This window comes from Bifidobacteriaceae bacterium, assembly GCA_031281585.1.
Lineage (GTDB): Bacteria > Actinomycetota > Actinomycetes > Actinomycetales > WQXJ01 > JAIRTF01.
Genome location: JAITFE010000020.1, coordinates 52,422 through 74,022 on the forward strand (window position 1 = coordinate 52,422; position 21,601 = coordinate 74,022).

15 protein-coding genes and 1 CRISPR repeat array are annotated in these 21,601 nt (G+C 68.0%); of the genes, 13 read left to right on the plus strand and 2 right to left on the minus strand.

The genetic code is table 11. The features are described from left to right. Positions 1-9 precede the first annotated feature (9 nt). Complete coding sequence (locus LBC97_01615) at positions 10-1,167, plus strand: DnaJ domain-containing protein (protein ID MDR2564758.1); 1,158 nt, start codon at positions 10-12, stop codon at positions 1,165-1,167. Beyond that, a complete protein-coding gene (locus LBC97_01620; GenBank protein MDR2564759.1) occupies positions 1,164-2,009 on the plus strand; it encodes a 16S rRNA (uracil(1498)-N(3))-methyltransferase in 846 nt (281 codons plus the stop codon). Before LBC97_01615 ends, LBC97_01620 begins: the two co-directional genes overlap by 4 nt. A 339-nt stretch (positions 2,010-2,348) precedes the next feature. Here LBC97_01620 and LBC97_01625 read toward each other — a convergent pair whose 3' ends face one another. Continuing rightward, entirely contained in the window at positions 2,349-2,948 is a 600-nt protein-coding gene (locus LBC97_01625) for a type I-E CRISPR-associated protein Cas6/Cse3/CasE (protein MDR2564760.1), read from the minus strand. A 101-nt stretch (positions 2,949-3,049) separates the two neighbouring features. On the opposite strand from LBC97_01625, the gene LBC97_01630 reads away from it, so the two are divergent. The 11 genes from LBC97_01630 (at position 3,050) to leuA (ending at position 20,853) form a co-directional block, all read left to right on the plus strand. Further along, positions 3,050-4,456 (plus strand): type I-U CRISPR-associated protein Cas7, encoded by a 1,407-nt coding sequence (locus tag LBC97_01630; GenBank protein ID MDR2564761.1) that lies wholly within the window; start codon positions 3,050-3,052, stop codon positions 4,454-4,456. Further along, positions 4,456-5,763 (plus strand): type I-U CRISPR-associated protein Cas5/Cas6, encoded by a 1,308-nt coding sequence (cas5u6u, locus tag LBC97_01635; GenBank protein MDR2564762.1) that lies wholly within the window; start codon positions 4,456-4,458, stop codon positions 5,761-5,763. Before LBC97_01630 ends, cas5u6u begins: the two co-directional genes overlap by 1 nt. After that, the gene (cas3u, locus tag LBC97_01640) at positions 5,760-9,938 is read left to right on the plus strand and encodes a type I-U CRISPR-associated helicase/endonuclease Cas3 (GenBank protein MDR2564763.1); all 4,179 of its coding nucleotides are present in this window, start codon (positions 5,760-5,762) and stop codon (positions 9,936-9,938) included. The genes cas5u6u and cas3u overlap by 4 nt, the downstream gene beginning before the upstream one ends. Before the next feature lie 95 nt (positions 9,939-10,033). After that, positions 10,034-12,072: direct repeats of the CRISPR family, unit length 28 nt; unit sequence GCAGTCCCCGCGTGTGCGGGGGTAGAGG. A 321-nt stretch (positions 12,073-12,393) separates the two neighbouring features. Further along, entirely contained in the window at positions 12,394-13,500 is a 1,107-nt protein-coding gene (locus tag LBC97_01645) for a hypothetical protein (GenBank protein MDR2564764.1), read from the plus strand. A gap of 63 nt (positions 13,501-13,563) precedes the next feature. Next, positions 13,564-13,911, plus strand: a complete 348-nt coding sequence (locus LBC97_01650) for an HIT domain-containing protein (protein ID MDR2564765.1) — start codon at positions 13,564-13,566, stop codon at positions 13,909-13,911. Beyond that, complete coding sequence (locus LBC97_01655) at positions 13,896-14,936, plus strand: PhoH family protein (GenBank protein ID MDR2564766.1); 1,041 nt, start codon at positions 13,896-13,898, stop codon at positions 14,934-14,936. The genes LBC97_01650 and LBC97_01655 overlap by 16 nt, the downstream gene beginning before the upstream one ends. Continuing rightward, positions 14,933-15,385, plus strand: a complete 453-nt coding sequence (ybeY, locus tag LBC97_01660) for an rRNA maturation RNase YbeY (protein MDR2564767.1) — start codon at positions 14,933-14,935, stop codon at positions 15,383-15,385. Before LBC97_01655 ends, ybeY begins: the two co-directional genes overlap by 4 nt. Before the next feature lie 3 nt (positions 15,386-15,388). Next, positions 15,389-16,654 (plus strand): hemolysin family protein, encoded by a 1,266-nt coding sequence (locus LBC97_01665; protein MDR2564768.1) that lies wholly within the window; start codon positions 15,389-15,391, stop codon positions 16,652-16,654. Further along, positions 16,644-17,552, plus strand: a complete 909-nt coding sequence (gene era, locus LBC97_01670) for a GTPase Era (protein MDR2564769.1) — start codon at positions 16,644-16,646, stop codon at positions 17,550-17,552. Before LBC97_01665 ends, era begins: the two co-directional genes overlap by 11 nt. Continuing rightward, positions 17,510-18,937, plus strand: a complete 1,428-nt coding sequence (locus tag LBC97_01675; protein MDR2564770.1) for a hypothetical protein — start codon at positions 17,510-17,512, stop codon at positions 18,935-18,937. The genes era and LBC97_01675 overlap by 43 nt, the downstream gene beginning before the upstream one ends. Positions 18,938-19,122: 185 nt before the next feature. Then, a complete protein-coding gene (gene leuA, locus LBC97_01680; protein MDR2564771.1) occupies positions 19,123-20,853 on the plus strand; it encodes a 2-isopropylmalate synthase in 1,731 nt (576 codons plus the stop codon). Positions 20,854-20,928: 75 nt separating this feature from the next. Here the strand turns inward: leuA and LBC97_01685 are convergent, their stop codons facing one another. Further along, complete coding sequence (locus LBC97_01685) at positions 20,929-21,522, minus strand: hypothetical protein (protein MDR2564772.1); 594 nt, start codon at positions 21,520-21,522, stop codon at positions 20,929-20,931. Positions 21,523-21,601 lie beyond the last annotated feature (79 nt).

The window sequence follows — 21,601 nt, forward strand, 5'->3', positions numbered from 1 at the left end:
AAGGAGACCATGAACGACTATTACGGCATCCTGGGGGTTGCCAAGGGCGCCACAGCCGAGGAGATCAAGCTGGCGTACCGCAAAGCCAGCCGCGCCCACCACCCGGACATTGTTGGCCACTCCACCGCCGCCGAGGAGAAGTTCAAGCAGATCAACGCCGCCTACGAGGTCCTTTCGGACCCGAAGAAGCGGGAAATGTACGACCTGGGAGTGGATCCGCTGGCCCCTGGCGGCGGCCAGCCCGCCGGCCATCCGTTCGGGGGTTTCTCCGGCTCTTTCACCGGTTTCGGCGACATCTTCGAGGCCATGTTCAGCGCCGCCGCGGGCGGCGCGGCGGGCCAGTCCGGTCCGCTGTCCCGCGCCTCGCGCGGCCGCGACCAGTTGGAACGTTTGACGGTGGAGCTTGAGGAAGCCGTCTTCGGCGGCGCCAAGGAGGTCGCCTATTCGACCTATTTGACCTGCGCCTCTTGCGGTGGCAGCTGTTGCGCGGCCGGGACCGCGCCGACCCGCTGCTCCGCCTGCCAGGGCCGAGGCGTGCGCGAGCGCCTGGTCCGCTCTTTGCTGGGGACCGTCCGGACCATGGATCCGTGCCGCCAATGCCAGGGCTTCGGGAACGTGATCGCCACGCCGTGCCCGGAGTGCTCCGGCCAGGGCCGGGTGCGCGGCCAGACCAGCGTCCAAATCAACGTCCCGGTCGGGGTTGACAACGGCAACCGGCTGCGCCTGATGGGCAAGGGGGAAGTCGGCCCGGCGGGCGGTCCCGCCGCCGATTTGTACATCGAGTTCAAGGTCAAGCGCCATCCCGACTTCGTCCGCGACGGCGACAACCTGTTGGCCACGTTGCCCATCCCCATGACGGCGGCGGCGTTGGGCGCCGCGATTGTGATCCAGACTCTGGACGGGCCGCGCGAGGTCGACGTCAAACCTGGTTCGCAGCCCGGCACGGTCATCACCTTGGAGGGCCTGGGCGCCGGCCGCTTGAACCAGCGCACGCGCGGCGACCTGCGCGTCGAATTGGACGTGCAGGTGCCCACCGGCCTTGACGACTCCCAGCGCGAACTGCTCAGACGCCTCGCGCTGGAGCGAAACGAGGAGCGCCCGGAAGCGCGCTTCGCCTCCACCGGCGGCATGTTCGCGCGCCTCAAGGACAAGCTGACCGGCAAGTGACCGCGCCGCTGTTCTGGGCGTCGGCAGCGGCGTTGGCGGCCGCGCGCGTCGGCGATTCCCTGACGGTTGCGGGTGAGGAGGCCCACCACGCCGTCGCCGTCAAGCGTTTGCGCGTGGGGGAGTCCGCCTTGGTGTCCGATGCCGCCGGCCGGCTCGCCCACACTTCCGTCAGCCGCGTTGTGGCTGGCCGGGCGCCGGAATTGACCGTGCTGGTGGAGAGCCTCGAGGATGTGCCGATCCGGGTGCCCCGGCTGATCCTGGCCCAGGCGCTGACCAAGCAACGCCGGGACGAGGCGGCGGTCGCCGCCGCGACCGGCCTGGGCGTGGACGCGATCATCCCGTGGCAGGCGGACCGTTCGGTCACAAGGTGGCTGGACGGCGCGGCCGCCAAGGCGGCCAAGGGCGTCGAACGTTGGCAGACCCTGGCCCGGGCGGAGGCCAAGGTGGCCCGCCGCGCGTGGGTTCCGGAAGTCCTCCCCGCGGTGGACTCCCCGGCGTTGGCCGGGCGCCTGGCCGGGGCGGTCGAATCGGGGGCGGTCGCGATAGTGCTCCACGAGCAAGCGGAGGCGGGCTTGGCAGGCGCGCTAGGGCTGGGCGGCCGAACCCCCGCAGACGCGGGGACCAAGGCCTGCGGCCCAACCGACCGGGACGGCATCGGCGGCGCGACGGCGGTTTATCTGATCACGGGCCCCGAGGGAGGGATCGGGCCCGACGAACTGGACGCACTGAAACAAGCGGGCTGCGCCACCGCGCGACTGGGCCCGGAAATCCTGCGCGCGGGCCTGGCCGGCCCGGCGGCCCTGGCGGTGGCCAGCCACCTCCTCGCCCGCTGGCCCCTGTAGCCCACGTACGTAGGCGCTCCACTCCCGTCGGCAGGCGCGCATTCCCATGCGCGCTGAGACCGCCGAAGACGGCCGTCTCAGCGGCCCAGAGTGCATTGGCTCGTGCTTCTTCGGCACGGGGTGCCCTCTGACCACGCGGCCGCCTTGGCACCCCCGCGCACGCGGGGGCTGCTCGCCGGGGCGATCCCTCAGCACCCGCCAGAAACCTCTACCCCCGCACACGCGGGGAACTGCCTGGACCAGAGCCCAGCGCAAACCAACGACCCAACCTCTACCCCCGCACACGCGGGGCCGTTACCGCCAAGCTGTCCCGCAGAGTAGGGCAGCGCTTTAGCGAGACTATGCCTGGATAACCTCACCGTCTGGCGGCCCGATGAGCCTGACTAGCCCCATCCCGTATGGCTTTCCCCGACCAATTCCCTTCACTAGAGCCTCCGTTGCGGCGCGATGATCGATAACCTCCGCGACGCCGGAGAGGCGGACCCATGCAATTGGAGGTCGGTCCTGATAGCCAGATTCCTGTTCGCCGCAGATCGCGGCTGAGTCCGGGGCCATGAGCAGGCCATGGCAGGCCAGACGCGTCCGCGCCCATTGCTCTCGTTCCGCAAGGGGGATCGCCTGTGGTCGCCGCCGAACTCGAAGCTCGCGGGGCAACAGCGCGGGCCCGCCTGAGCCGTTGGCTTCTGCAGCCAGAATGACGCTGATCCGCATCGACCTGCCTGGCGATGGATTCCAACGGCGCGGCCCCCGCAAATGGAAGCCCTTGGGGACTTTCGTCGGGGCGATCGTCGACTGGACGAACAGACTGTGCCCAACTACTTGGCACAGAACACCTGCGTAGCTGCGCGCGTTTGGGGCCGGGATCCGGTCTGGGAACAGGCTCATGCTCACGTCATGTATGCGCCGGCTGGTCCACGGTTCGTCCTGTGCCTTCGGCACCAGCACTAGCTGAATAAGGCTTCCCAAGTCTGGCTCCTGACGACGGCACCGACGGCGATCCCAACTGAGTTGTTGGTTTACGAAACAGTTTACACATTGCGATGCACTACTGTTGCCTTGAAAGGCTGTCAGCCGCTATTGCCAAAGGAACCCCAGTGACCGAGACATCTCTCTTCGCCGAACTCGCATCCGCGCTTGACCGGGGCGCGGTGGCGATCCGTTTCCGTGACCAGCTCGAGCCCACCGCGGGCCACCGACAACCATTTCAACCGGCCACCTATCTGGGCGATAGGGCACGTTCCTACGCGACATGGGCACAGGGCGTGGTGAACCCGGACGGAACGGCCGCGTTCCACGGGGGGGAACGTCTGACCATCACCTGCGTGACAGTGGACTCGGAGCCAAGTCAGGCGAATCGCGCGGAATCTGGGATCGCCGACCTTGTTGAACGCCAAGTGCTGGACCTTCCCAAGCTCGAGGTCATTGTCAATCCCGGCTGCACGCCGGAGCGGCCCGACACGGTGCCCGAGTTGGAGAGCATTCGCGGCGAACGGCGTTTCACCATCTTCGACACTCCCCATCGCGAGCAGGACCCGCTGTTTAGGTTCGGGCTGGTGCCCAGGGAAGAATTCGCCTTGGCGGAAACTGAGAAGAATGTCGCGGAACCTGTGCCCGGGTTCGTTCCGTTCGCCCGCACAAAGATTGGCCAATCGATCCTGACCGCGCCGGGAAACGACCTGTCCGCGCTGCTGCGCCACACGCCCGCTTCATTGGTGTTCGGCTTTTGGCACTCGTATGGCACTGGCCTCACGGCCGAGCGTGCGCGTCTGGCCAGGCGCTACACGTCAACCATAATAGCGCGTGACGCCCAGCCCGTGGTTGGTGGCACCGCGAAACGGGCGCTCTTCAATGAAGGCAAGGACGTTCAGCTAACGTTGAGCGACGACGACGACCTTCTGTTTGCTGTGGTGCCTCCTGAGCAGAAGGTCGACAAGACCGTGTCTGTTGGGAAACCCTCGTCGGTCGGGGCAGGCTCCATACTTGGGGAGTTTGGAGAACGTGGCTTCACCGCCGAAGTCATCGAGTGGATCTCCACCGTCAGTTTGCGCGGTTTTGCCCAGACACCGCTGGGCGAAGGGGTCAGCGCACAGCAGCGGCGCTCGGTGACCCTGGCCCTCGCCGTGCTGGCGATCGCAGGACGCGCGAGGGCCGATCTCTTCCTGCGGTCCGGTTGCGACTTGGTGCCGGTCCCAGGCACAAGCGTGATCGAAGCCATCCGCCATGATGGAAAGGCGGAGCGGCTGGAACTCGACCTGACTGACCAATCCTTGGGCGGGGCGCTAGCGGAAGCCAAGAAGAGTCTCGACGACGCCAGCAAGGGGGCTGGCAGGCAACTCTCGATTGGCGGCAAGGCGGACAGCGTCACAATGCGGCTATCGCCAGGTTACCGTGAGCTAATCGACGCCTCGAACGCCATACCATCGATTTTCAAAGGCGAAACTGACTAATGGCCGGCCCAGAACGGCCTGGCATCATCCGCATCGATGTGCGCCTAATCGCAGGATTCTTTGACGGCGACATCTCGCCCGGTCGCCACGAGTGGCCTCCGTCGCCCTATCGGGTGTTCGCGGCTCTCAGAGCCGGTGCCGCAGGGCTGCGTCGAACAGAGTCGCCCGCAGCGGAACAGCGGGCGGTGGATGCGCTCCGGCGCCTCGAACTCGCTGGGCCGCCAACCATCCACGCTTCGAACGCCGTGGCGCACCGTCGAGACTCTTTTGTGCCTGTAATACCCGACTATGGCGGCACGGGCGTCAACGTGGTGGACGTGGGCAGGATGGATAACCGAGTGAAGGCCAATTCGTTCCCGGAAATCTCCACTTCCCGGGCGCTCAAGCCAGTTACACGCGTCGCCCCCGACGTGCCAATGGTCGCCTTTGACATCGAGACTCATGACTTGACGCACGATGACGTGCTGTGGCTTGACCGGGCTGCAGCCGAGGTTGGATATTTCGGGCGTTCTACTTCGCCCGCGATCGTGAGGGTGTGGACCGAGACCCCGCTGATCCGCGGCACGGTTGCGCATCGGCCGGGGCCCGGTCGGGCCCTGAACGTGTGGGGACCCGGCACACTGGCCGTTCTCGACGCCAAGCATGCGGCCTTCGCTTGGGGCGACGTGCCTTTTCGCGGCCGGCCGCCAACGGCGAGCGTCCATTACACCATGCCATTCGAGTCCTGGGAGCCAGTGGGCGAATCCCTCGTCACCTGGGATGTGCTCACGCCATCACGCGGGATCCTGGCGGCGCGCGGCGTCATCCGCGCCCACAGTCAGCTTGGTGTTCTGGCCGATCAGGCGCCTGCGAAGACCCAGTTGTGCCTGATCGCCAATGTGGGCACCAAATACGCCCGGGGGCAACTCGCGCTGGCTCTGTCCTGCGATTCAGCTGCTTCCCGAAACACCGTGGTTGGGCGGCTCCGGGAGCTCGGTTGGCTGCCTGACTCACGCGGAGGGTGGCTGCAGCGGCGCACGTGGACCGCCTCGGCCCAGACGTTCGCATCGGCCGTGCCTTTCCGGTGCCCCGTCGGCTCGGCTGCCAAGGCGGAGGACCGAGCGCGCGAAATCCTGGGCCGGTGGGGCGAAATCGACCACCTGGCCATCAGCCGGCAGCCGTTTCTGCGAGGAGTAGAGCCTGTGCCGGATCGCCGGTTCTGGTTTGTCCTAGTGCGCTTCGCGGACGCTCTCGCCGAAACAGCTTTTCCGCGACGGCTTGGCCGATTCGACGGCACTCTCTATCCGATTGCTGAGAGGCAGCCGTGAGCGATCTGGGGATTGTAGAGTTCGTGGAGTTCTTCCGGGCGGCCCACGGAGGCCACGACCCGTACAAGTGGCAGATAACGTTGGCTGACCGGGCCATCTACGGCGAATGGCCGCGTGAAATTGAGGTGCCTACCGGCCTGGGGAAGACCGCCGCCATAACCGCTGCGGTGTTTGCCATGGCCGCACGTGACGATTCTCCAACCAGGGTGGCATATGCGGTCAACAACCGCATGGTTGTGACTTCCGCGTTTGACCAGGTCTTGAGGCTTCAGCGACTTCTTGTGCGGCACTCAAACTCAAGCAACTCCGGGCCATCTTCCGGGGCCAATCCGGGTCACGACCAAGATCCGACCGGAGTTCTGGCGGAAGTGTCGCGTCGCCTGCAGGCCCGCGCAGGAATGTTCGGGACGCAGCTTTGCCTGGCCCCGCTGGTTGTGTCGCGGCTGCAGGGCGGCGAGATGAAGGACACCGAATGGAGGCGTTCCCCGACGGCCCCAACAGTCATTACTGGCACGATTGACCAAATCGGGTCGCGCATGCTGTTCCGCGGTTATGGCACCTCAGAAAGAACCCGATCGCTAGAGGCGGGGCTCCTCGGCGAAGACTGCCTGGTCCTTCTTGACGAACCGCACCTCGCCGTGCCTTTCTTGGAAACCCTTGAATCCCTCAGCGCATACAGAAACCAGCTAGAGGCTTCGCATGAGAACGTGTGCATCTTGGGTGCCACATTGCCGGGCCGGTCGCGGTGTCTGATGGGTGCCGGAGCGGCGAGTGGGCACGAGCGCGCTTCCGCGCAGTTGGTCTTTGACGCCTCCGCGGAAGACCCGACAGGGCAGGTCAACCGCCTGATTCGCGTGCGCAAACCACTCCGAACTGTGAAAGCTCCCAAGGCGGCGATAATCGCCGCCTATGTTCGTGAGGTGCAACGCGCAGCCAATATGGGCAGGCGCCGCGTTGCCGTGATGGTCAACACCGTGGCGTTCGCAAGGGGCGTGTTTGAGGCGCTGCGGAAGGGCTTGGTCGCCGAGTCTTCGGGGGCATCGAAGCATCAAGTGGACGGTGTGTCGGACGAGGCGGATCCCCGGCCGGCGTTCCAATTCGAGTTGGCAATCGGCCGGGTGCGTCCGGACGACCGGCGACCCATCGCCGACAGGCTGAACCAGTGGTGTGGTCCGGACGCGGGCAGCGCGGCAAGCGCGGAGTCGCCGAATGAAGGCAATCCGGTGGTGGTGGTGGCGACCCAAACCCTGGAAGTCGGTGCCGACCTTAGCTTTGATCACGTCATCTCCGAAGCTGCTCCTTGGCCATCGCTGGTGCAGCGCGCCGGTCGGCTGCACCGCCGGGGCCTGGATAGGGCGGGCCACCAGCCCGCCGGTGAATTTGTTGTTATGTCGTTGTCGGAGGCCGGGGAACGCCATCCCGCGTACGGCAAAGCCTCCAAAGAAACCTTCGACCAACTGCGCGCGTGGACTCGTGAGGGAGAAGCGGAAATCGGGTATTTCGGGATTGAAGAAGCGGCGCGCGCTGGTCGCTTCGGGGAGCAGTGCTACCCCGCTCCAACCAATGCCCCCATTCTGCTCGACGAGCATGTGGAGACCTGGCTCGTCACCGCCCCAGCGCTCTCGCCCGATTGCGACGTGCCCGTGGCACCCTTCCTTCACGGCGAACAAACAGCAGATGATGTGCGCATGGTTTGGCGCGACGGCATCGCGGATCTCCTGGCAAGTCGACGGGGCGCGGCGGCAGGAAGCGCGCAGAAGCCGTTCAGCGATGCCGACCTTGGCCTTGATGCCTTACCCGTGCGACCGGGCGAGGTGATCGAGATCCCCGTCAGTGCGGCGCGCGCTTTCCTGCGCGGAGCCAGAGCGGCCACGGCTTTCGTGGCCGACGACGTTACCGCCCTTGAGGAAGGGCAGGATGGCTCGGCGGCTCCTCCGGATGGCGCTCACAGGCCGGTCTTCCTCATCCGCGTCGGAGACAACTGGTCAAGGAATCTCGCCGACTTGCGTCCCGGCAGCCACGTCATGGTCGACTCGCGCGCTGGCGGGTTGCTTCCGGGCAGCGGTACGGGAGGCTCGCGCCAGTTTCTTGGCTGGGATCCCACGGCGACTGTCAAGGTGACAGATCTTGGGGACGGCGTGGACGGCATCGGAAACTGGCGTGTGCGTGTCTCCAGACTTGCGGCGAACGAGTTTGCAGGGCCATTTTCGCTCGAGGATGCCGAACGCGACGAGATCGGAAGGCTGCATGGTCTGGACATGTGCACGGGCGAGCAACGTATGGTGGCAGGCGACTCAGTGGCCGACGCGGTGGCCGAACGTCTTAGAGAACTCATCCAGGCCGCCTTCGACCGCGTTGTCGGCGGAACCGAATTTGCAGCATTGCGGGGCCGGCGCTGCGAAATCGTCTCAATGGGCGTAGACGGGAGCCCACTCAGGGACATTGTGGCGAGGTTTGCGATCGCCGGGTCAACCGCCGAGCTTGGTGGGCAGGTGGAGTTGAAGTCCCACGCAGAGCGAACTGCCGCCTTCGCCGCCGATGCTGTCGGCCGCATCGCGGAACCGAAATGGCGGACAGCGGCGGTGTTTGCCGCGTTGCACCACGATGACGGAAAGGCGCGCCCAGAATGGCAACAGTACGCCGTGGGCGCGAGGGTGACTACGCCCAGTCGGGTGATCGCCAAGTCGGGGCGTTCGCCAGAGCGCGGGGAAAAGCAAACAGACCGAGCCGGAAGTGGGCTCGAAAGCGGTTGGCGGCACGAGGCGCTCTCGGCCTTGATCGTGGAACGCGCTGTGGCCGGAGAGTCGCAAGAGGATAGCGGGTTGCTGGTGGGGCAACGGCCGGACATGGGATCGTTGTGCGATCTGGTGGCCCACCTCGTAGGCAGCCACCACGGGTACGGAAGGCCTTTCTACGCGACGCATGTTGAAGGGCGGCCTGAGCAGGTGTTGAGCGATGCGAGGGCTGAACGCTTCCGGAAGCTTAACGCTGAGCTGGGCCCCTGGCGTCTGGCTCACATGGAGGCAGTCGTGCGGCTTGCCGATTGGGCCGCTTCTTCGGTGCCAACCGAGATAGGGCAACTGGGCGACGCTAGAGAAGGGCAAGCATCTCCGGTGGCGACAGCTGGCCGCTGGTCGGTTTTGAAGGGCACGTTTGTCAATGATCGCTTGCGGCCGCCAGTCGAAGTGGCGCTAGCGGGGCTCGGAGGCTCGAATCTGGCAGACTACTGCGCGGCAGTCGGCATGCTGCGGGCACTGTCTCTGGCCGATCCCTCGGTCACGCTGCGGTGGGACAGCGCGCGAGGGCTGGACACAGTGCCGGTGGTCGCGTTGCCGGATGTTCTGCCGTCTGAGTTCGAGCAGGAGGGTCCGGCCGCCGCCGGTGTCACGGTCCTTGAGCGGGCGTTGGATGGCCTTGCCGTGTTCGCGCGGGCGAAGACGGCGGTGTTCGGCTCCAGCGCCGGAGGGTCAGAATCGGGAATCGCGGTCGAGGACTTCCGGCGGATGGCCGAGGCGGCACGGGTCACCGACTTGGGCGAGTTGCTGGCCCGACAGGACTGCTCGGAATGGTTGTCCGGCACTTACTGTGAGTGGGTTCGGCTCAAGAGCAAGCCTCAAAGTGTGGCGGCAAGTGTGGCTGCCATCTGGACATCCGGTCGGGGCGACGCGTGGGGGCAGATCAGCGACGCCGTCGGTCTTCGTGAGCGGGCGTCGGGTACGGGCCGGGGAGCAACGGCAGCCAAGGAATTGATCAGGTCCGTGGGCGCGGCACTCACAGGGAAGTTCGGTGACCTCCACAGCTTGAGGGACCCAAGGGCCAAGCTGTTTGGCTTGGACCACGGATCGAGTTCGTTCAGGGCGAAGGCCGAACGCGACAGCGGGTATTACCCGTTGCTTGCCGCCTTCGCGCTGTACGGCTTCAACGGTCTATACCGTCCGCGCACCCGGTGGACGGCCACGGGGGCCCGCAGGCTAAAGGATGAACGCTTGGTCGAGGTGGACATGTGGTTGCACGCTTCTGCGATCCGTTACGCCACGCTGAGGCAAATCGCTCTGGTCGGACCCAAGCCAGTGTGGCTCGGTGAGGGTTCGGCCGTCAAGCGCTCCCGCGAGATCGTGACAAGCGGTCACAGCTCCTTTTTCGGGCCCGCATCACCACTGGACGCAAGGAGGTGATCAGGTCGCCAGGATCACGCAGCCGTGAGGCCATGCTCAGCTCCGGAGTGGTCAAGAATTGGTAGATGCGTGAGCAAAACTGCACTTCAAGAAGGGCAGTCCCCGCGTGTGCGGGGGTAGAGGCGGTCCTCGATCAGGAGGATGTTCCCTGACCACGCAGTCCCCGCGTGTGCGGGGGTAGAGGGTTGACACGGCGAGCGCAACCTGAGGAGGCGCAGCAGTCCCAGCGTGTGCGGGGGTAGAGGTCTTGGCCCAGCTCAATTCTGAGGCCATGGAGCGCAGTCCCCGCGTGTGCGGGGGTAGAGGCGACGGCGGCTCGCAGTTCACGCCGAGGCAGGTGCAGTCCCCGCGTGTGCGGGGGTAGAGGGTCCGGCAGACTCTCGCAGCCGCCGTCCCAGCCGCAGTCCCCGCGTGTGCGGGGGTAGAGGACCTGGCATGTGGTGCAGGGCGCGTGGCGGAAAGCAGTCCCCGCGTGTGCGGGGGTAGAGGCGGGTCGCTGGAGACCGTCTTCATCAAGTCCGGGCAGTCCCCGCGTGTGCGGGGGTAGAGGCGGGTCGCTGGAGACCGTCTTCATCAAGTCCGGGCAGTCCCCGCGTGTGCGGGGGTAGAGGCCAGGTTGACGTGATGGTCGCGTTCCGGGGCGTGCAGTCCCCGCGTGTGCGGGGGTAGAGGCACGGTCTGGGCGTCGCAGGGCGGGGACTTCCAGCAGTCCCCGCGTGTGCGGGGGTAGAGGCGTGGATTTGGAGCCGAAGTACGGGATGGGCGGGCAGTCCCCGCGTGTGCGGGGGTAGAGGCGGGCTGCACCTGCTCGGGACGCTGCTGCTGGCGCAGTCCCCGCGTGTGCGGGGGTAGAGGCATCGGCCGGGGCGCGATCTCGGTGAAGTGGCAGCAGTCCCCGCGTGTGCGGGGGTAGAGGGGACGGGATCGTCGGCCGGTGGCAGGCCGTGATGCAGTCCCCGCGTGTGCGGGGGTAGAGGCCGCTTCCCGCTCCCATGCCGCAGGCGTGCCCCGCAGTCCCCGCGTGTGCGGGGGTAGAGGCGGCGCCGGATGCGTTTTGGACTGGGTTTGGTCGCAGTCCCCGCGTGTGCGGGGGTAGAGGTGTGGATCCGGCGACCGTCGCGTCCTGGCTGAGGCAGTCCCCGCGTGTGCGGGGGTAGAGGGCGTGGACGGATCGGTGTCCAGCGGATGACGGCAGTCCCCGCGTGTGCGGGGGTAGAGGCATAGACATCTCGCACCGCGTCGGTGATACGGCGCAGTCCCCGCGTGTGCGGGGGTAGAGGCGTCCAACGCGGCGCGCGCGAGCTTGTCGGAACGCAGTCCCCGCGTGTGCGGGGGTAGAGGGTGGCAGCACCTCAAAGCGGCGCCGCCGGACTCGCAGTCCCCGCGTGTGCGGGGGTAGAGGGCCCTCAGCGGCACAACCGCCGCCAGGCCAGGTGCAGTCCCCGCGCGTGCGGGGGTAGAGGTCCACGTCGAAGACATGCGACATGACAAAAGCGGCAGTCCCCGCGTGTGCGGGGGTAGAGGGTCCGCCAACAACCGCAACCACCTGAAGGGAACGCAGTCCCCGCGTGTGCGGGGGTAGAGGCCCGAGAGAGGACGCGGCCCCGAACACGGCCGCGCAGTCCCCGCGTGTGCGGGGGTAGAGGCGCGTTCTTCACCTTCGAGTAGGCGAGCTCGGCGCAGTCCCCGCGTGTGCGGGGGTAGAGGCCTCGCCCGCGTGGTCGGCCACGGGGAACTGCCGCAGTCCCCGCGTGTGCGGGGGTCGAGGCATGGGCAAGGGCGCGATCTCGGTGAAGTGGCAGCAGTCCCCGCGTGTGCGGGGGTAGAGGAGACGATGTCTATGTCCGGCATGGACACGCGCTGCAGTCCCCGCGTGTGCGGGGGTAGAGGCGGGAACATCGAGTCTTTGGTCTCCGGGATCGGGCAGTCCCCGCGTGTGCGGGGGTAGAGGCACCGGCCGGGAGCCGGGCGGCCCGGCCAGCTAGCAGTCCCCGCGTGTGCGGGGGTAGAGGGCTCTGGTCGGGCGAGCTGTTGAACCCGGCGGCGCGGTCCCCGCGTGTGCGGGGGTAGAGGCCCGGACCGGGAGGCCACCGCCGAGGGATTCGCGCAGACCCCGCGTGTGCGGGGGTAGAGGGACGCGGCGGGCGTCCTCGTCGACGCTGCGTCGGCAGTTTCAAGGCCCGGCTGGGTGGAGCGACCTCTGGAGACAGGCACGGCGAGCCCCGTGGCGGCCGGCGCAGGCTGGTTGCGGAAAGTGTCTGCTCCGCGCAGACCAGTCGCGGCGGCGCGAGTGGGAAGCTTTAGGTCACGAGCAGTAACACCCAATAGCATTGGGGCGGGTGCGGATGTGATCGGCGTCACTCGGCTGGTCTGAAGGGCGGCAGCGGTGCCGTCACGGGACCTAGCGAGGCTGGTCCGCCGCGAACGCGAGCCCCACGAGTGAGGAGACACGACCATGTCGGACTGGACCAATTTCGACCAGGCGAGCGCCGCGCTGAACGACCCGAACTTGCCGCCAGCAGAGTTGGCGGCGATCGCGGCCGCCCAGGCCGGCCTCCGGCCGCGGGTGGCGGCGCACCCAAACGTGTATCCCGACCTGGTGGCCTGGTTGCGCGACCAGGGCGTGACCGCCGCGCAGTCATTCCAGGCCCCAGCGCCGTCGTGGCCGCAGCAGCAGCCGCATCAGACGGAGCCGCAGCCTCAGCAAACGCCGCAGCGACAGCCATATGCGCCGCAGCAGCCGGCTTCGCCCCAGCGGGACTGGCGCCAGGAGGAGGCTAACGCGCCGCAGGCGTGGGCGCAGCCGGCGCCGGCCGCCCCCCAGCCGCCCGAGCATCCGGGCGCGGTGGGCGGCCCAGGTCCCTGGGGACAGCCTCCCGCCGCATCCAAGCCCAAGCGCAAGCGCTGGGTGGTGCCTGTGGCGGTCGGGGCCGCGGCCATCGTCTTGGGCGCCGGCGCGGCCGGGATTGTCGCGCTGACGCGGGATGACCCGGAGCCGGGCGCGGACCGCCAGACCCAGGCCCCCAGCCCCAAGACGTCGAAGGCTACACCTTCGAAGACCCCGGACGGGAAGGGATCCGAGTCGCCCGCCGCCAGCGGATCCGCGTCTCCGAGCGCAAGCCAAGCCGAATCCGCCTCGGCGGATCCGGGCGGCCCCCGCAGCATCCAGTTGGTGGACGACGGCGACCAGGTCTGGTATGACACGGGCGAGACTCCGTACACCGGGGTCGCGTTGCTGGAAACTGTGGACTACGCCGAACTAGGGTTCATCCTCTCCGCTGATCGCAAGTCGCTTCACGACCTGACCATCCGACTGGTGGGGGGCGACTTGCGGGACCTCTCGATCAGTTCGATGACGCGTTCGACCACCCAGGAGTTCGACATCGTTGACGGCAAGGTCACGTGTGACATCGGGTCGGATTCGGAGAATGTCAAACTCGAGTTGTCCTTCGCGCTGGATGTCGCGACCGGCACCTTGACGTTCGACTTCGTGTCTTCCAGCGGCCAAGCCAAAGACCTGGGGTCCGGAGCGGTGGCGGTCAGCCCGGCGGACGTCGACTGACGCGCTTGGGCGCGAATGGCGGCCAATCGCTGATCGGAGCGCCGCGCTCGGTAGAGTAGGCACATGTCATTGCCCGCAGATTGTCTGTTCTGCCAGTTCGTCAACGGCACGCTCGAGACGCAGATCGTGGCCCAGAACCAGAACGCGATCGCTTTCAGGGACATCAACCCGCAGGCGCCGCTGCATGTGCTGGTCATCCCCAGGGAGCATTTCGCCGACGTGGCGGCCCTCGCCGCCGCGGACCCGGAGGCGCTCGCGGATGTGGTCGGCCTGGCCCAGGAGGTGGCCATGGATGAAGCCGACGGCGAGTACCGCCTGATCTTCAACTCCGGCCCCATGGCCGGGCAAAGCGTCTTCCACGTCCACGGGCACGTCCTGGGAGGCACCAGGCTCGGGTGGACGCCGGCCTGATGGCGGAAACGAACGCGGCCCTTCGAACCATTCAGGTGCCGGATCAAAGCGTCATGATGGCGCTGGTCGGCCGGGCGGACACCAATCTGAGGGCGATCGAGCAGGCGGTGCCGAACGCCGACGTCCATGTCCGCGGGGATGTCATCACGGTTCGCGGCGCGGAGCAGGACGCCGACGCGGCGGCCGCGCTGATCAGCGAGCTTCTGGTGATTGTGGGCCGCGGCGGCCAGATCGGGCCGGACGACGTGCGGCGGGTCGCCGCCATGCTCGCGGACGGCCCGGACGGACCCGCCGGCGGGCAGGCGCAAAGCCCCAGCGCGGTCCTGACGCAGTCGATCCTTTCGGCCAGGGGACGCACCGTCCGGCCGAAGACGCTGGGCCAGAAACGCTACGTGGACGTGATCGATGCCGCCACCGTGATTTTCGCGATCGGCCCGGCCGGCACGGGCAAGACTTACCTGGCCATGGCGAAAGCGGTCCAAGCCCTCCAGTCGAAGCAGGTCAACCGGATTGTGCTGACCCGCCCGGCCGTGGAGGCGGGGGAGCGGCTGGGCTTCTTGCCCGGCACGCTGGGGGAGAAGATCGACCCGTACCTGCGGCCGCTTTACGACGCGTTGCAGGACATGATGGACCCGGACCACATCCCCAAGCTGATGGACGCGGGCACCATCGAGGTGGCCCCCCTCGCGTACATGCGCGGCCGCACCCTCAACGACGCCTTCATCATCTTGGACGAGGCCCAGAACACCACCGCCGAGCAGATGAAGATGTTCCTGACCCGGCTGGGCTTCGGTTCCAAGATGGTGGTGACGGGAGACGTCACGCAAACGGACCTGCCGTCCGGCCAGCACTCTGGGCTGCGGATTGTGCGGGAAATCCTGGACGGCCTGGAAGATCTCGCCTTTGTGGAGCTGACCAGCCGCGATGTGGTCCGCCACCGGATCGTCAGCCAGATCATCGACGCGTGGGGCGCCTGGGACGAGGCGCGGTACCGCGAAAGAACCGAGCGCGGGGGACGCCAATGAGCGTGGACGTGCTCAACGAAACCGAGACGCCCGTTGACGAGTTGGAGTTCGCGCAGCTCGGCAGATTCGTGCTGGACGCCCTCAATGTCCACCCGCAGGCCGACCTGGTGATCTCCTTCGTGGACCAGAACACCATGGCGGAACTCCACGAGCGGTTCCTGGACGAACCCGGCCCCACAGACGTGATGAGCTTCCCAATGGACGAGTTGCGGCCGGGGGATGAGGACCAGCCCGGCGAGCCGGGCATACTGGGCGACGTGGTCATCTGCCCGGATGTCGCCGCCCGCCAGGCGCGCGAACTGGGCCACAGCCTGGAAGACGAGATGCTGGTGTTGGCGACGCATGGGATTCTGCACCTGCTGGGGTTCGACCACGCCGAACCGGCGGAGCACAAGGCCATGTTCGCCCTGCAGCGCAAACTGGTCTTGTCCTTCATCGCGTCGAGGTAGCCCGTGGGCGCGATTCCATGGTGGGTCTTGGCCTTGGGCGCGGTGGGCGGCGTCGCGTTGTCCATGCTGACCGCCGCCGGCGAGGCGGCCCTGCAACGTTTGGCGCTGGCCAGCGACCACGACCTCGCGGCCCTGCCCGCCAGACGCCGCCGCCGGATCGCCAAGCTCCTGAAATCCGCCGAGACGGTGGTCCCCTCCTCGGCGTTCGCCCGCGTCTTGTTCCAACTGGTGGCGGGCATTTCAGTGGCGCTGGCCGCTGTCGGCTTGGCCGGACAAGGCTGGGCCGCCCTGGGTTGGGCGCTGGCCGCAGCCGTGGTGGTGGCCGTCGCGGTGGCGGTCATCCGGCCGCGCGCCCGGGCCTCGGCCGAGCCGGTCAAGGCGCTCAGGTTCGCCGGACCCTGGCTGACTCTCTTCCATTTCCTGCTCGCCCCTTTGCGGCCCCTGCTGCGCCGCCTCGCCCCGTCCGCCATGCTGCTGTCCCCGGAGGAGCTCGCCGATCTGGTGGAGAACGTCTCCACCACGGACGCGATCGCGGCCGAGGACCGCGAGATGCTCACCTCGGTGGTCGAGTTGGGCCAGACCACCGCCCGCGAGGTGATGGTCCCGCGCACCGACGTGGTGGCGGTGGAGGCCGGCAAGCCGCTGCGCAAGGCGATGGCGCTGTTCCTCCGCTCGGGCCATTCGCGGGTCCCGGTGACGGGCCCGGACGGCCTGGACGACGTGCAAGGGGTCGCCTATCTCAAAGACACCGCTTTGGTTTTGCAAGCCCGGCCCGATGCCGCCGACGAGCCCGTCAGCACCGTCATGCGCCCAGCGGTGTTCGTTCCGGAGTCCAAACCCGCCGATGACGTGATGCGGGAACTCCAGTCGCTGGGCACGCATTTGGCCCTGGTGGTTGACGAATACGGGGGGGTGGCCGGCCTGGTGACCATGGAGGACCTGTTGGAGGAGATAGTCGGCGAGTTGACGGACGAACACGATCCGGACCCGTTGGAGCTGGAGTCCCTGGGCGACGGCGTCTACCGGGTGCCCGCCCGTTTCGAGTTGGACCAGTTGGGGGAGGCGTTCGGCCTGGAAATTGACGACGATGACGTGGACACGGTGGGCGGTCTGCTCGCCAAGGCGGTGGGCCGGGTGCCCATCTCCGGCTCGCAGGCAGAGGTGCAAGGGCTGGTGTTGACGGCCGAACGCATCGAGGGGCGCCGCAAGCAACTCTCGACGGTGCTGGTCAGAAGGTTGGAAAGGCCGGTGGCGGAAGATGAGGAGTGAGAGCGGGGATGGGCTGGACGGCATCGGGCAATTCCGGTCTGGCTTCGTGGCGGTGGTGGGGCGGCCGAATGTGGGCAAGTCGACGCTGACGAACGCGCTGGTGGGGGAGAAGGTGGCGATCACGTCGAGCAAGCCGGAGACCACGCGGCGGCAGATCCGCGGGATCATCGACCGGGACGGCTACCAGGTGGTGCTGGTGGACACGCCGGGGCTGCACCGGCCCAGGACGTTGCTGGGCGAGCGCCTGAACGACATGGTGCGGGACTCGTTGGCGGACGTGGACTTGGCGGTGGTGTGCCTGCCGGCGGACCAGCCGGTGGGGCCGGGGGACCGGTTCTTGCTGGGCGCGCTGCCGGAGCGGACGGCCCGTCTGGCAGCGGTCACCAAGATCGACAAGGTGGCCCGGCCAGCGCTGGCCGCCAAACTGGTCGAGGTGGACGCCCTGGCGGATTGGCGGGCGGTGGTGCCGGTGGCGGCGGCCCAGGGGCCCGGCGGCCCGGGGGTGGGCGAGCTCAGCACGGTGCTGGGCCAGGCCATGCCGCCGGGGCCGCGCTGGTACCCGGAGGGCGACGCGACGGACGAGCCGTTGGAGGTCAGGATCGCGGAACTGGTGCGGGAGGCGGTGCTGGAGCAGGTCCGCGACGAGCTGCCGCACTCGGTGGCGGTCCTGGTGGACGAGGTCGAGTTGCCGAAGATCCACGTCTCGCTGTACGTGGAGCGGGACTCGCAGAAGGGGATTGTGATCGGGCGGCGTGGCGCCGGGCTGAAGGCGGTCGGGTCCCGGGCGCGGCCCCAGATCGAGGCGTTGGTGGGACGCAAGGTGTTCCTCGAAATCCAGGTCAAGGTGGCCAAGGAATGGCAGCGCGACCCGAAGGCGCTGCGAAGGCTGGGGTTCTGATGGCGCGGGCGCGCTGGCGGGCCGTGCCCACTCAGCAGTTGGCCGCGGAGCGGGCGGACACGGGCTTCGACGGCGCCCCCGCGCCGGAGGCGTTCGCGGTCCGGCGCGAGTTGAAACGGCTGACCTTGGACGGCGTGTCGACCGTGGTGCAGGTGACCCGCCCGGACGCGCCCGGGCGCTTCCCGGCGTTCCTGTTCTGTCATGGCGCCGGGACCGGCAACCACACCGCGTTCGACGAGCATTGCGCGGCGCTGGCGCGGCGCGGGGTGGTCGGGGTGGTGCCGGACAAGGACCTGACCGCGTATTCGACGCTGCGGCGGGACTACGCGCACATGGCGCGGCAATACGCCGAATTGTCCGGGTGGGCGCGGGGCCAGGACTGGCTGGCGCCGGGCCGTCTGGGCTACTACGCCGAATCGGAGGGGGCCTGGCTGGCGCCCTGGGCGGCGGCCGAATCCCCGGCGGACTTCATGGCATTGGTGTCCGCGCCCGTGGTGAGCCCGCGCCGGCAGTCGCTCTACGCCATCGGGACCTATCTGACCTCAGTGGACGCGCCGGCCTCCGCGTTTGACGCGGGCGTGCGGGTGGCCGGGGCCACCATGCCGCTCGACTGGTTCGAGTACGTCGACTTCGACTGCCTGCCGTATCTGGAGCGGCTGGCGTGCCCGGTGTTCATGGCGTACGGGTCGGCGGACATCTCAATGCCGGTGGTGGAGGGCGCCTCCCTGGTGATGGGGGCCACCTCGGGGCCGGTGGCGGTCCGCTACTACGCGCGGGCGGACCACGGGCTTCGGCGGGGCGAGGACCGCCATGTGAGCAGCACTTTCTTGAGCGACTTGGCGGCCTGGACCCTCTGCCTGGAGAACGATCCGGCGCCCACCCCGGCGGTCGCGGGACTGCCCCCGGTCCAGCCTTTCGCGGCGGCGCCGCCCGCGCCCACGGGGCCGGTGACTAGGGACGCCTGGTTGGTGTTGGCGGCGCTGGCGGCCCTGGCTGGCGCGGGTGTGGGCGCGCGGAGCGAGCCGGCCCGGTTGCGGCGGCCCCTGGCCTTGCTGAGGGCTGGGGCGGTCGCGACTTTGCTGGCGCAGGCGGCCTACCTGGGCTTCTTGTTCCGGCTGGCCGGGAGCTACCGGACCGCGCCACGGGCGGTCCGCCTGGGGCACCGCCTGGTGCGAGGTACGGGGCTGGCCACGGCCATCGCGGGCGCGCTCACGGCCTGGCGGGGTCTGCGGTTTACGGGACCGGCGGGACCGGCATCGGCGGGAACGGCGTCGGCGGCGCGTACGGCGGCGGCGGGGCGGACGGCGTCGACGGCGCGGGTGGCGGCGGGCCTGACCGGGGCGGCCATCTTGGCGCGCCTGGCCAGACGCTGGGGTGCCTTCTGAGCCCACTCCCTGGCGCGGCGTTTGGGGAAACGCTGCCCGGAGGGTTAGGGTAGGCGGGTCATGTGCGTTCGCAACCTGCTGCTTCTCAGCCGCGACAGGGCCTGATCAAGGCCGGCTCCCTGCCGCGGTGAGTTAGTGACGCCCGGCCGGAACCGAGCCAAAACCCAAGTTGCGAAAGAACCTCAATGAATCTCCAAAAGCCCTCGGGCATGCCGTTCCACAAGTACGTCCCCTTCACCGCCGTCGACCTGCCGGACCGCACCTGGCCGTCAAAACGCATCACCAAGGCCCCACGCTGGCTCAGCACTGATCTGCGGGACGGCAACCAGGCGCTCATCGAGCCGATGGACCCCAGGCGCAAGCGCCTCATGTTCGACCTGCTGGTGGCCATGGGCTACAAGGAAATCGAGATCGGCTTCCCGTCCGCCTCCCAAACGGATTTCGACTTTGTCCGGTCGCTGATCGAAGACGACGCGATCCCCGAAGACGTCACCTGCTCCGTGTTGACGCAGGCCCGCACCGACCTGATCGATCGGACGGTCCAGTCGATCATCGGCTTTCCGCGCGCCACGGTGCACATGTACAACGCGACCGCGCCGGTCTTCCGCCAGATCGTCTTCCACAACGACAAGGCGCAGACGGTCGCCCTGGCGGTGGACGGTACCCGCGACGTCATGGACTTCGCCGCCAAGTATTTGTCCGATGACGTTCTCTTCGGCTACGAGTACAGTCCCGAGATCTTCATTGACACCGAACTGGACTTCGCCCTTGAGATTTGCGAGGCGGTCATGGACGTGTGGCAGCCCACCCCGGACAGGGAGATTGTCCTGAATCTGCCGGCCACGGTGGAGCGTGCCACCCCGAACGTGTACGCGGACCAGATCGAATGGATGAGCCGCCATCTATCGCGGCGCGACTCCATCGCCTTGTCGGTGCATCCGCACAACGACCGGGGCTGCGCGGTCGCGGCCGCCGAATTGGCGGTCATGGCCGGCGCTGACCGGGTCGAGGGCTGCCTGTTCGGCCAGGGGGAGCGCACCGGCAACGTGGACCTGGTGACGCTCGGCATGAACCTGTTCACCCAGGGGATCGACCCGATGATCGACTTCTCCGACATTGACAACGTCCGCCGCACCGTGGAGCGCTGCACCCGCATGGAGGTCGATCCGCGCAGCCCCTACGGCGGCGACCTGGTGTACACCGCGTTCTCCGGGTCCCACCAGGACGCCATCAAGAAGGGCCTGGACCAGCGTGAGGCGACCGCGGAAGCCGAGGGGCTAGACGAACACTCCATGACCTGGCAGATCCCGTACCTCCCCGTGGACCCGCGCGACGTGGGCCGGACCTATGAGGCGGTCATCCGGGTCAACTCGCAGTCCGGCAAGGGAGGGGTGTCCTACCTGATCAAGTCGGAGGGGCACCTGGACCTGCCGCGCCGCCTCCAGGTCGAGTTCTCCCGGGTGGTCCAAACCCAGACCGACGCGACCGGCCTGGAGATGACCGCGGACGACTTGTGGCGCGCCTTCGAGGACGAATACCTGCCCTCGAACGGGGACGAGGGCTTGGAGCGGTGGGGGCGGTTCGAGTTGCTGTCCACCCGCACCGATTCGGCGCCGCGCTCGGGGGTCGAATCGATCCAAGTGGAACTGCGGGACGGCGACGGCCGGCTGACCCTGTCCGGCACCGGCAACGGCCCGATCGACGCCTTCATCGGCGCGTTCAACGAATTCGGAGTGGATGTCGCGGTCCTGGACTACTCGGAGCACGCGCTGTCCGGCGGCGGGGACGCCTCGGCCGCCGCCTACGTCGAATGCGAGGTGGAGGGCCAAACTCTGTGGGGGGTCGGGATAGACCCATCGATCACCACAGCGTCGTTGAAGGCGATCATCAGCGCGATCAACCGCGCGCTGCGCTGAGGAAATGGGGACGGTACCTGTTTCCGGCCAGCCGGAAACAGGTACCGTCCCCATTTCCGCGCAATTGTGGTGTGCTCAGACCTGCGCCCCGTCGTCATCGTCTTCCGGGTCGCGGGTGTGGGGCATCTTCCAGATCAGGGTGGCCGCGCCGGCCACAATCCCGAGCAGACCGGCGCGGGGCAGCCATTCGGGTATCCACGAACCGACGATCGCCCAGGCGAACACGGCCGCCAGCCCGCCGACCAACCCGATCCAGGCGAGGACCAGCAGCGGGTCGCCCGCCAGGGCCGGGGGCGGATCGGGCGGCTCGAAATGCTCCTCGACCTCTGCGGGGCTCCAGTCACGCGGTCCGTAGACGGGGGTGTCGGCGTCCGAATCGAGCGAATCCTCGACCTTCTCAAGATCCGCCAAATCGCCGGACCAATCCGGGGCGCCCGAGCCGTCCGGGTCGTCAAGGTCGGCGTCCTCGCCCGCTTGGGGCGCCCACACGACGTGCCCGCCCTGGCCTCCTTTGCCGCCCTGCGTGTTCCCATGCGGCTGCCCTGAGGCCCATTCGTGCAGGTCAGGCGGCAGGGATGGGGCGAGCTCCTCGGCGAGTTCACGCCAGCGCGCGTCAAAATCGGGCGCCTGGTCGTCCCGCCGGTCGCCGCCGCGGTGGTCGCCGCTCACCCGTGGAACTCTACTCGGATGGCCTGGGAGCCGCCCAGCTTCCGAGCCGCCGGGCCGCCCCGGCCGGTCAAGGGCGCGG